The sequence below is a fragment of the Pseudomonas neuropathica genome (assembly GCF_051174785.1).
GTDB lineage: Bacteria > Pseudomonadota > Gammaproteobacteria > Pseudomonadales > Pseudomonadaceae > Aquipseudomonas > Aquipseudomonas neuropathica_A.
In genome coordinates this window covers 5,886,898-5,898,072 of the sequence record NZ_CP195111.1, presented here as the reverse complement: position 1 = coordinate 5,898,072, position 11,175 = coordinate 5,886,898, and the positions used below count along the sequence as shown (strand labels likewise).

Below are 11,175 nucleotides of genomic sequence, written 5' to 3'. Positions count from 1 at the left end.
AATCTCGATGAATTGTTTTTAGAGGAAGAAATCCAGGCGGAAGTAGATCGGTGCTTCACGCTCGGTCAGCGCATCCGGTCGTTCCAGGGAATGAGCAAACGTCACCCCGGCGGACAGGTATTTGCCACGGGCAAACAGGTCCAGCGAGTTGCTCGACATGCGCCCGTGCTGATCGCCGTTGTAGCGACCGTTCTGGATCACACCCTGGTCGTAACCGAGGCTGGTGCCGTATTCGGAGAACACCGGTTGCAGCCATTCGATGGTCACCGGACGCGTCCAGCGCAGGTCATTGCGCCAGTAACCACCGCTGTCACCGGACAGTGATTGATCCTTGTAACCACGAATCGACGACGAGCCGCCAAGGCTGGTGCGTTGCGGGCTGAACAACACGTCTTCACTGCGCTGACCGGTCATCAGGCTGCTGAAACTGAACGACTCGCCCCAGAGTTTGAATGGCTGCAAATAGCTCAGGGTGGCGGTGTATTTGCGGTAGCGCGCATTCGGTTCACCCGGACCCGGATCATGGCTGCCCTGCGCATCGAAGGCACCGATGCCTTCTTGCATGCCGGCGTCAAAGTTGACGAAGGCACTGCCGACGCGACGACCGTGGTTGAAGCCGAACTGCGCTTCGCTGATGCGGTTACTGCTCAGCTTGAGTTTGCTGTCTTCAATGAAGTTGTTGGTGCGCAGGTACGACAGGCCAGCGCTGAGCGAGGTCTTGCTGACGGCGTCGCGATGGATCACTCGTTCGGCGCGCAACTGATGGTTTTCGCTGTCGCCGGTCTGCTTGAAGTTGTAGAGGTTGGCGGCAATTTGCGAGCGGTATTCGCTCTGGCTGTAGGTGTAGCTGAACGTCCACCAGCCCCACGGCAAGCTGTAATTGAGCATGGCGTTACGCGAGGTGTGCTGATGATCGGTCATCGCATCGTGACCACCGCGCAGGCTCAACTGATCGGCCAGGCCAAGCGGGCTGTCCCAGTCAAACGTGGTGCCCCATTGCTGTTCGCCGGTGCTGCGCTGGCCGTCGTTGTTGCGTGACAGCCCGACTCGCCATGGTTTTTGCGGGGTGTTGGTGACCAGCACTTCGCTGCCGCCGACATTCTGGCCGGGCGCCAGCTCCATTTTTGCCTGATTGGATGGCAGGCGGTTGAGCTGATCGACCATTTGCTCGATCTCGCGCAGGTTGACCAGTTCGCCGGTTTTGCCGGGAAAAGCCATGGCCAGTTCGCGCTCTGAGAGTCGACTGCTTTCCGCGCCTTTCATGCCTTCGAGCTTGCCTTCAACCACCAGCACTTGCAGGTGCCCGCTGGACAGATCCTGCTGTGGCAGGTAGGCGCGGCTGGTGACCAAGCCTTTCTCGATGTAGTGATCGGTGATGACTTTGAGCAGCTCGTTGAGTTGAGGTACGCCCAGGCATTCGCCGATGTAGGGTTTGAGCAGACGGTTTTTTTCGCTGTCCGACAGGCTGTCGGCACCCTTGAGCTGGATGTCTTTGATCGGGAAGCAACGGGTATCGGTCGGGGCAGCCGGTTGCGCAGGCTTGGTGTCCTTGCCGGGCAGATCCTTGAGTTCTTCGAGGCGCCGCTGCTGCTCTTCGAGCAGACGATTCTGGCGGTCACGGATAAGATCGGTGTCACCGGGTGTGGGGGCAGCAACGGTGATCTGAAGCGGAGAAAGGCATAGCAAAGCCAAGCACAACCTCGCCACGAGGGCGGGTGAGGACATGTTCGATCCCTCGAGACGAAAGTGACATCAAAATAGTGGCGCGATATTAGATGGCCATCATTTTGACGTCAAACAATCGTTTCGACCTTTTGTCGGTTTTGTAACGAGAAATGTACATGACTCAGCTGAAGCAGCATTGCCCTTCAGTGTTCGACACCCAATCGCGTCGCAACGTCCTCCGGCGCCAGTGCGCGACCATCGGCCGAGGTCAACACCAGCTTGCGAATCGGTTGTCGATTTTGCGCGTCTACCATCACCGAACCCGGCTCGCCCGGCGCGTACATGAATTCACCGCCCCACTGCGACAGCGCGACGATCACGGTTTGCAAGGCTTTACCGCGCTCGGTCAGCACATATTCCTTATGGGCCCCGCCATCGACGGCCGGGACGGTCTGCAGGATCCCCTGCTCCACCAACGCCTTGAGCCGGGCACTGAGCATGTTCTTGGCGATGTCGAGATTCTTCTGAAAGTCATTGAAACGCCGAATGCCATCCAGTGCGTCACGAACGATCAGCAGCGACCACCAGTCGCCGATCAGGTCCAGCGTCCGGGCGACCGGGCAGGCATTGCCCTGCAGACTTTTGCGCTTCACTTGAACGTACTCCCTCTATTCATCATTCGGCTACGCGGCTTGGGGTTGCATCATACAACTCTGGAGCGGATCCATGACTGAACCGGCGCAAAACCAGCACCTGCATACAAGTAGCCGGATCGCTTTGCACTGATAGTGAATGCCGCCATTTCGGCACTGAACCCCGAAGCAGGAGTTTCCATGAGCACCTTCACCACGCAAGACGGTACCGAGATTTACTTCAAGGATTGGGGCAGCGGTAAGCCCGTGCTGTTCAGCCACGGCTGGCCGCTGGATGCCGACATGTGGGAATACCAGATGGAATACCTGAGCAGCCGCGGCTATCGCACGATTGCCTTCGACCGCCGTGGTTTCGGCCGTTCCGATCAGCCGTGGACCGGTTATGACTACGACACTTTTGCCGATGACATCGCGCAACTGATCAACCATCTGGACCTGCGCGACGTGACGCTGGTGGGCTTTTCCATGGGTGGCGGCGACGTCAGCCGTTACATCGCCCGCCATGGCAGCGAGCGGGTTGCCGGTCTGGTGCTGTTGGGCGCGGTAACCCCGCTGTTCGGTAAAAAAGCCGATTTCCCGCAGGGCGTCGACACGTCTGTATTCGACGGCATCAAGGCCGGCCTGCTGCAGGATCGTGCGCAGTTCATCGCCGATTTCGCCGCACCGTTCTATGGCACCAATCAAGGCCAGAAAGTCTCTGACGGCGTGCTCACGCAAACCCTCAACATCGCCCTGCTGGCTTCGCTCAAAGGCACGGTGGATTGCGTCACGGCGTTCTCGGAGACCGACTTCCGCCCGGACATGGCCAAAATCGACGTGCCGACGCTGGTGATCCATGGCGACGGCGATCAGATCGTGCCATTGGAAACTACCGGCAAACAGGCGGCGGCGCAGATCAAGGGCGCTGAACTGAAGGTTTACGCCGGGGCGCCGCATGGTTTTGCAGTGACCCATGCGCAGGCATTGAATGAAGATTTGCTGGCGTTTCTGAATCGCTGAAACCGGCGCAGTGGTGAGGGGAAGATTCTGCTCACCACTGCACGTCAGGCCAAGCTGTTTTTTTGCCTGTCAACCTCAAGCCGATTCTGTGCAAACCCCGTGTTTCAAGGGTTCCCAACCCTGCATCAGAATTTTATCTTCACATCCCAGCTTAATAATATTTTACCGATACCCCCCTCCTCCCTAGTCTGACCTCAAGCCAAACGGACAAGCCAACAGCGGCCCGAATCCCACTGCCTTGCTAGGAAGGATGTAGAGATGACCACTGCAATAATAAAAACCGACACGCTGATCGTGGGTGCTGGCCAGGCAGGCGTCGCCATGAGCGAGCACCTGAGCAAACTCGGTGTGCCGCACCTGGTGCTGGAGCGCAATCGCATTGCCGAACGCTGGCGCACCGGGCGCTGGGACTCGCTGGTTGCCAATGGCCCGGCGTGGCATGACCGCTTTCCAGGCCTGGAATTCGATGACGTCGATCCCGACGCTTTCGCTCCGAAAGAGCGCGTGGCGGATTACTTCGAAGCCTATGCAAAGAAATTCAATGCGCCGATCCGCACCGGCGTTGAAGTGAAGAGCGTGGTGCGCAATGTCGGTCGCCCGGGGTTCACCGTCGAAACCTCCGAAGGTGTGATCGAAGCCAACCGTGTGGTCGCCGCCACTGGCCCATTTCAGAAACCGGTGATCCCGGCGATTGCCCCCATGGACGAGCGCCTGCTGCAGATCCATTCCGCTGACTACCGCAATCCGCAGCAACTGCCGGCAGGCGCAGTGCTGGTGGTCGGTGCCGGCTCCTCCGGCGTGCAGATCGCCGATGAGCTGCAACGTTCCGGCAAGCAGGTTTACCTCTCCGTTGGCGCCCATGACCGCCCGCCTCGCGCCTATCGCAACCGGGATTTCTGCTGGTGGCTCGGCGTGCTTGGCGAGTGGGATCAAGCGGCGATGAAACCGGGGCGTGAGCACGTGACCATCGCAGTCAGCGGTGCCCATGGCGGGCGCACCATCGATTTCCGTGGTCTGGCCCATCGCGGCATGACCCTGGTCGGCGTCACCGAATCGTTCAATAACGGCGTGGTGACTTTCAAGCAGGACCTGGTCGGCAACCTCACTCGCGGCGACGAGAACTATCTGGCGCTGCTGGATGCCGCCGACGCCTACATCGAGCGCAACGGTCTGGACCTGCCGGAAGAACCTGAGGCCCGCGAAACCTATCCGGACCCCGAGTGCGTGAAAAATCCGCTGGCCGAACTGGATCTGGCCAAGGCTGGCATCACCTCGATCATCTGGGCCACCGGGTTTGCCGTGGATTATTCCTGGCTGCAGGTCGCGGCGTTCGATGACAAGGGCAAACCTGTGCATCAGCGTGGTGTGTCGAGCGAGCCGGGGGTGTATTTCCTCGGTCTGCCGTGGCAGTCGCGCCGGGGCTCGTCGTTTATCTGGGGCGTGTGGCACGACGCCAAACACGTCGCCGATCACATCGCCACCCAGCGTAAGTACCTCGACTATCGCGATGCCGAGCAGCGTGAAGCCGAGCTGCACCGGACCCTCCACAGCCAAGCCGCCGATACCGTCGACGCTTGAATTCCCTTTTCGCGCCGGCGCCGATTGCGCCGGGGCAAGCCTTCTTCAGGAGCCTTCCATGAGCCAGCCAACCCACACTCGCATTCGCATGTTCAACACCAAAGACACGTACCCGAACCAGACGCTGGACAACGATTTGTGCCAGGCCGTGCGCGCTGGCAATACGGTGTATGTGCGCGGTCAGGTCGGCACGGATTTCGACGGCAATCTGGTGGGGCTCGGCGACCCGCGCGCGCAGGCCGAACAGGCCATGCGCAACGTCAAGCAACTGCTCGAAGAAGCTGGCAGTGACATGAGCCATATCGTCAAAACCACGACTTACCTGATCGACCCGCGTTATCGCGAAGCGGTGTATGGCGAGGTCGGCAAGTGGCTCAAAGGCGTGTTCCCGATTTCCACCGGGCTGGTGGTGTCGGCGCTGGGGCAGCCGCAGTGGTTGATGGAGATTGATGTGATTGCGGTGATTCCTGAGTAAGTCAGGAAACCGAGTCGCGGCCTTCGCGAGCAAGCTCGCTCCCACAGGGGAATGTATTTCAATGTGGGAGCGAGCTTGCTCGCGAAGAGGCCCGCAAGGACAACCAACTTTCCGAACGGAGCAAAACCATGACCTTTTCAATCACAGCCCGCTGCGCCGAAACCGGCCAGTTCGGTGTCGCCATCAGTTCCTCCAGCATCGCCGTCGGTGCGCGCTGCCCGTGGCTGCTGCCGGGTGTTGGCGCGGTGGCGAGCCAGAACATCACCCTGCCGTCTCTCGGCCCGGAAGTCCTCGCTTTGATGGAACAAGGCCTGTCACCCGACGATGCGCTGGACAAAGTCCTCACGCGCAACGGCTACAGCCAGTACCGCCAGATCACGGCGATCAACCACCTCGGCCAGACCGCACATTTCAGCGGTGCGCAAACCCTCGGCATACACAACGCCGTCAGCGGCGAACAGTGCGTCGCCGCTGGCAACATGCTCGCCGGGCGTGCGGTGATCGAAGCCATGGTCAGCGCCTTCGAGGATGGCGAAGGTCAACTCGCTGATCGTCTGCTCAAGGCCCTGCACGCCGCACAAGCTCTCGGCGGTGAAGCCGGCCCGGTGCACTCCGCCGCCGTCGTGGTGGTTGGCGAGCAAACCTGGCCGATCGTCAACCTGCGTGTCGACTGGGCCGACGAAGACCCGATCGGCAAGTTGCAACAGCTCTGGAATGCCTACGAGCCGCAGCTTCAAGACTACATCGATCGCGCCCTCGATCCGGCCAAAGCGCCGGGTTATGGCGTGGCCGGGGATGATCGATGAACAGCGTCGAATTGCTCAAAACGCTGGTGGGATTCGATACCACCAGCCGTGAATCCAACTTGCAGTTGATCGAATTCGTCCGCGATTACCTCGCGGGTTTCGACGTGCCGTGCGCACTGATCTATAACGATGAGCGCAGCAAAGCCAACCTGTTCGCCACAATCGGCCCGGTGGATCAACAGGGCATCGTGCTGTCCGGGCACACCGATGTGGTGCCGGTCGATGGCCAGCCGTGGACGATGCCGCCGTTCGAACTGACGGAGCGCGACGGTAAAGTCTTCGGGCGCGGCACGGCGGACATGAAGGGTTATATCGCCTGCGTGCTGGCATTGGTGCCGGCGCTGGTGCAGGCGTCGTTGCGCCTGCCGGTGCACATTGCCCTGTCGTACGACGAAGAGGTCGGCTGCCTCGGCGTACGCTCGCTGCTCGAGGTCTTGCAGCAACGCCCGATCAAACCGTTGCTGTGCATCATCGGCGAACCGACCGAACTGAAACCGGTGCTCGGCCACAAAGGCAAACTGGCAATGCGCTGCGACGTGCACGGCCATCCGTGCCATTCGGCGTATGCGCCGCTCGGCGTCAATGCGATTGAATACGCCGCCGAACTCATCGCTGAACTGGGCCGACTCGGTCAGCAGCTGAGAGCGCCAGAGCATCACGATGCGCGCTTCGATCCGCCCTACAGCACGGTGCAAACCGGGGTAATCAGCGGCGGCAAAGCCTTGAACATCGTGCCGGCCGATTGCCGTTTCGATTTCGAGATCCGCGCCCTGCCCTCGCAAGATCCGGCCCTCGTCGCCGCAGCGCTGCAAGCCTATGCCGAACGCGAAGTGCTGCCACGTATGCGCGCGGTCAGTGCGCAGAGTGATATTCGCTTCAGCGCCTTGTCGGCGTATCCGGGGCTGGCCACCGATGCGCAAAGCCAGGCCGCCGAGCTGATTTCAGTGTTCTGCGGATCAAAGGATTTCGGCACCGTGGCATTCGGTACCGAAGGTGGACTGTTTGATGCGGTGGGCATTCCCACGGTGGTCTGCGGTCCCGGCAGCATGGACCAGGGCCACAAGCCCGACGAATTTGTCAGCCTCGAACAGTTGCAGGCGTGCGATGCCATGCTGCAACGGATGCTGGCGTTTATCAGCCTCTGACCAGCGGCTCGACGGCATTCACGAGTGCAGTCGGGCCAACTCTTCGCGGCAATGGTCAACAAACAACTGCACCGGTTTGGTCAGTTGCACCCGCCGCAGCCAGGCCGCGGACAAGCCGGAACCGGTGACGTTTTCCGCCAGCGGCACACAGACGACTTGCTGACCGTCGTAGGTGTAATCGCTGAACGGTTTGGTCACCAGAATCGAAAAGCCGAAACCGTTGCCAACCATGCCGCGCACCATCTCGATCGACGGCGAGCTGAAGACGATGTTGGGGGTCAGGCCGCGCTCTTCGAAGATGCTCACGAAATAGGTGCGGCTCGGCACCACGTCGAGCAGGATCATTGGTTCCAGCACCAGATCATGCAGCGAGACTTTCGCCTGCTGCGCAAAACGGTGATCCGCCGGGAGCAAGGCGTAAGGCTGCTGCGCGGGCATCAGCGGCGTGGTTTCAATCGTGCTATCGAGATCGTGCTCGAACAGCATCGCCACGTCGATGCTGCCGGCGGTCAGTGCCTGCACCAACTCCTGTTGTTCGCCATCACGAATGCGGATTTCCACCCCCGGCCAGCGCGCCTTGAACCCGGCAATCAGACGCGGCATATACAGCGGCGCGACGGTTTCGAAACAGCCGATATCGATCTGCCCCGCGACCACGTCATTGTCAGCCAGCGCGTTCTGCTCGAACTCGTGAGCCACGCGCAACAGCTCCAGCGCCTTGCGATAGAACCGCGAGCCACTGGGTGTCAGCGACACGCCTTGGGCGTGATGGCGGATGAACAACTGCACGCCGAAACTTTCTTCCAGGTGCTTGATGGCCGTGGAGACCGACGGTTGCGCGATGTAGAGCTTGCGCGAGGCTTCGGCGACGCTGCCGCAGTCGGCCGTGGTGACGAAGTATTTGAGCTGACGCAGGTTGTAGGCAGCCATGTGAACCTCCCGAAGAGCGCTGATATTCGCCCTGGTTCCCTGGCGCACGATCAAAGTTGAACATACCGGACGAGCCCGTGCGCGTGAGCATATTTTTTTTAAGGTCTGAAGCAACAAACTTACTAATTTATCTATCCCGACGCTTTGCACATGATCACTTCAACAAGAAATGCGCCGCCCGTGCCGGCGCTTGCCGAAGTACGTCCACGTACTCATCCTTGCCTTGGAGTTCGTCATGGCTACCCCAACAGCATCCTCCGCTCCGCTGATTGAAAAACACACGATAGGATACGTGCCCCCCGAAGATCGCCACGGAAAGGTCAGGGATCTGTTCACGCTCTGGTTCGGCGGCAACATCGCGCCGTTGCCCATCGTCACCGGCGCCCTGGGCGTGCAGTTGTTTCATTTGAATCTGCTCTGGGGCATCGTCGCGATTCTCGTCGGCCATCTGGTCGGTGGTGTGCTGATGGCGCTGCACTCGGCGCAAGGCCCGCAGATGGGCATTCCGCAGATGATCCAGAGTCGCGCGCAGTTCGGCTCCCTCGGCGCATTGCTGGTGGTGCTGATTGCCGGCGTCATGTACATCGGCTTTTTCGCCTCCAATATCGTGCTGGCCGGCAAGTCGCTGCATGGTGTGGTCGACAGTGTTCCGGTGCCGGTCGGCATCGTCATTGGCGCAGTCGGCTCGGGGATTATCGGCATCATCGGCTATCGTTTTATCCACGTGCTCAATCGCATCGGCACCTGGGTGCTGGGGATCGGCATCGTTGTCGGCTTCGGCTACATCTTCACCCACATCCAGACTGACGACTTCCTCACCCGGGGCAACTTCAACCTGTCCGGTTGGCTCGCCACTGTGTCGCTGGCCGCGCTGTGGCAGATCGCGTTTGCACCGTACGTGTCCGATTATTCGCGTTACTTGCCGGCGGACGTGAAAGTCTCGTCAACGTTCTGGACGACCTATCTGGGTTCAGCGCTGGGGTCGAGTCTGGCGTTCATCTTCGGTGCCGTCGCCGTGCTGGCAACCCCGGTAGGCATGGACACCATGGATGCGGTCAAACTCGCTACCGGCTCGATCGGCCCGCTGATGCTGGTGCTGTTTCTGCTCAGCGTGATCAGCCACAACGCCCTCAACCTTTACGGCGCGGTGCTGTCGCTGATCACCCTGGTGCAGACCTTTGCCTACCGCTGGATCCCCACCGCCAAGAGCCGCGCGGTGATCTCGATCATCGTGCTGCTGGCCTGCTGCTTTGCCGCCGTCGGCGCCTCGAAAGACTTCATCGGCCACTTCGTCGACATGGTGCTGGTGTTGCTGGTAGTGCTGGTGCCGTGGACGGCGATCAACCTGATCGACTTCTACGCGATCCACAAAGGCCAGTACGACATTCAGTCGATCTTCCAGGTCGACGGCGGTATCTACGGGCGCTACAACCCGCAGGCCTTGCTGGCCTACGCGATCGGCATCGCCGTGCAGATCCCGTTCATGAACACGCCGCTGTACGTCGGCCCGGTATCGGCGCATATCAACGGTGCGGATCTGTCGTGGCTGGTGGGACTGCTGGTGACCTCGCCGCTGTATTTCTGGCTGGCCAACCGCGACACGTCTTACCGTCGGCGGATGATGGGCGGCAAACTGGCGAGCAGTCTGTGAGACTGATGCGCTGAAAAAGAAGGCCCGCACTGTGCGGGCCTTCTGCGTTGCGATGTGGTATTTGTTTACGCCTGACAACGATTGGGTAAGGGACATCCAATGCTGCGAATACTCGGTAAAGCTTCATCGATCAACGTGCGCAAAGTGCTGTGGACTTGCGCTGAATTGCACATTCCTTTCGAGCGTGAAGACTGGGGATCGGGGTTCAGATCGACCAACGATTCGGAGTTTCTCGCGCTTAATCCCTGCGCCATGGTGCCGGTGATTCAGGACGGCGATTTCACCTTGTGGGAATCGAACACGATCATTCGTTATCTGGCCGCACGTTATGACGGTTCACACCTCTATCCGACTGACGCGCAAACCCGGGCGCGGGTGGATCAGTGGATCGACTGGCAAGCGTCGGAGCTGAATCGCTCGTGGTCGTACGCCTTCATGTCGCTGGTGCGCCAGTCGCCCGACTATCAGGACAATGCCGCGCTGGCGAACGGCATTGAGCAATGGTCGAAGACCATGGCAATCCTCGACCGACAACTGGAAAAGACCGGCGCCTACGTCAGCGGCGAACAGTTTTCCCTGGCGGACATTCCCATCGGGCTGTCGGTGAACCGCTGGTTCGAAACGCCACTGGCTCACCCGGATTTTGCCGCAGTGAACGCCTATTACGATCGCTTGAGCCTGCGTCCCGGCTACGTGCTGCACGGGCGAAACGGCACGCCGTGATCGAAATTATTTGCCTTTGAACGCCTCACGCCGCTCCTGCCGTTCGGCGGCGTAGGCGTCTTGTGGCTGGCTGAGCAGATCCTCCCGACGCAACGGTTCGCCGCAGTGCTCGCACAGCGGCCCGAGGCCGGCGCTGTGATTGCACTTTTTGTGGATCATGTTCACCGCCAGCCCCTCCCCCGGTGCCTTGCACCAGGTTTCTCCCCACGCCCGCAACGCGATGATTACCGGGTAGAACGCCTCGCCTTTCGCCGTGAGGTGGTACTCGTAGCGTTTCGGTCGCTCGTTGTACAAGCGGCGCTCGACCAGCCCATCCGCTTCCAGACATTTCAGACGCGCGGCGACCATTTGCGGCGTACCGCCGGTCTGCGCCTGGATCTCGTCATAGCGATGATTGGCCATGAACAACTCGCGCAAAACCAGCACCGTCCAGCGGTCGCCGACGATCGTCTCGGCCCGGGAGATCGGGCACAGCGTATCGGGAAGACTATCGTTTAATGCCATCAGGGCTTGCCTCTTTTACAGTTACTATGATTATCATATCTACACG

General features: G+C 60.3%; 11 protein-coding genes. 7 read left to right on the top strand and 4 right to left on the bottom strand.

Annotated features, from left to right (window positions below):
- Positions 1-18: 18 nt before the first annotated feature.
- Together ACRRSD_RS26660 and ACRRSD_RS26655 are read right to left on the bottom strand one after the other, a co-directional pair.
- Entirely contained in the window at positions 19-1,725 is a 1,707-nt protein-coding gene (locus tag ACRRSD_RS26660; protein WP_435036271.1) for a ShlB/FhaC/HecB family hemolysin secretion/activation protein, read from the bottom strand.
- A 143-nt stretch (positions 1,726-1,868) separates the two neighbouring features.
- Positions 1,869-2,318 carry a winged helix-turn-helix transcriptional regulator gene (locus tag ACRRSD_RS26655; protein ID WP_435036270.1) on the bottom strand — a complete coding sequence of 150 codons (450 nt, stop codon included), beginning with the start codon at positions 2,316-2,318 and terminating at the stop codon, positions 1,869-1,871.
- A gap of 180 nt (positions 2,319-2,498) precedes the next feature.
- On the opposite strand from ACRRSD_RS26655, the gene ACRRSD_RS26650 reads away from it, so the two are divergent.
- The 5 genes from ACRRSD_RS26650 (at position 2,499) to argE (ending at position 7,321) form a co-directional block, all read left to right on the top strand.
- Positions 2,499-3,317, top strand: coding sequence for an alpha/beta fold hydrolase (locus ACRRSD_RS26650; protein ID WP_435036269.1), 819 nt, complete (start codon positions 2,499-2,501; stop codon positions 3,315-3,317).
- Between the two features lie 258 nt (positions 3,318-3,575).
- Positions 3,576-4,895, top strand: coding sequence for a flavin-containing monooxygenase (locus ACRRSD_RS26645; protein ID WP_435036268.1), 1,320 nt, complete (start codon positions 3,576-3,578; stop codon positions 4,893-4,895).
- 58 nt (positions 4,896-4,953) lie between these two features.
- On the top strand, positions 4,954-5,370 hold the full coding sequence (locus ACRRSD_RS26640; protein ID WP_007910844.1) for a RidA family protein: 417 nt from the start codon (positions 4,954-4,956) through the stop codon (positions 5,368-5,370).
- A gap of 128 nt (positions 5,371-5,498) precedes the next feature.
- On the top strand, positions 5,499-6,176 hold the full coding sequence (locus ACRRSD_RS26635; protein ID WP_435036267.1) for a DUF1028 domain-containing protein: 678 nt from the start codon (positions 5,499-5,501) through the stop codon (positions 6,174-6,176).
- Positions 6,173-7,321 (top strand): acetylornithine deacetylase, encoded by a 1,149-nt coding sequence (gene argE / locus ACRRSD_RS26630; RefSeq protein ID WP_435036266.1) that lies wholly within the window; start codon positions 6,173-6,175, stop codon positions 7,319-7,321. Before ACRRSD_RS26635 ends, argE begins: the two co-directional genes overlap by 4 nt.
- 18 nt (positions 7,322-7,339) lie before the next feature.
- Here the strand turns inward: argE and ACRRSD_RS26625 are convergent, their stop codons facing one another.
- Positions 7,340-8,251: a LysR family transcriptional regulator gene (locus ACRRSD_RS26625; protein ID WP_435036265.1), complete on the bottom strand. Its 912-nt coding sequence runs from the start codon at positions 8,249-8,251 to the stop codon at positions 7,340-7,342.
- A gap of 235 nt (positions 8,252-8,486) precedes the next feature.
- Here ACRRSD_RS26625 and ACRRSD_RS26620 point away from each other — a divergent pair, with 235 nt between their 5' ends.
- Complete coding sequence (locus tag ACRRSD_RS26620; RefSeq protein ID WP_435036264.1) at positions 8,487-9,902, top strand: purine-cytosine permease family protein; 1,416 nt, start codon at positions 8,487-8,489, stop codon at positions 9,900-9,902.
- Between the two features lie 99 nt (positions 9,903-10,001).
- Entirely contained in the window at positions 10,002-10,625 is a 624-nt protein-coding gene (locus ACRRSD_RS26615) for a glutathione S-transferase family protein (RefSeq protein WP_435036263.1), read from the top strand.
- A gap of 6 nt (positions 10,626-10,631) precedes the next feature.
- On the opposite strand, the gene ACRRSD_RS26610 is transcribed toward ACRRSD_RS26615, so the two are convergent.
- Positions 10,632-11,129, bottom strand: a complete 498-nt coding sequence (locus ACRRSD_RS26610; protein ID WP_435036262.1) for a winged helix-turn-helix transcriptional regulator — start codon at positions 11,127-11,129, stop codon at positions 10,632-10,634.
- Positions 11,130-11,175 lie beyond the last annotated feature (46 nt).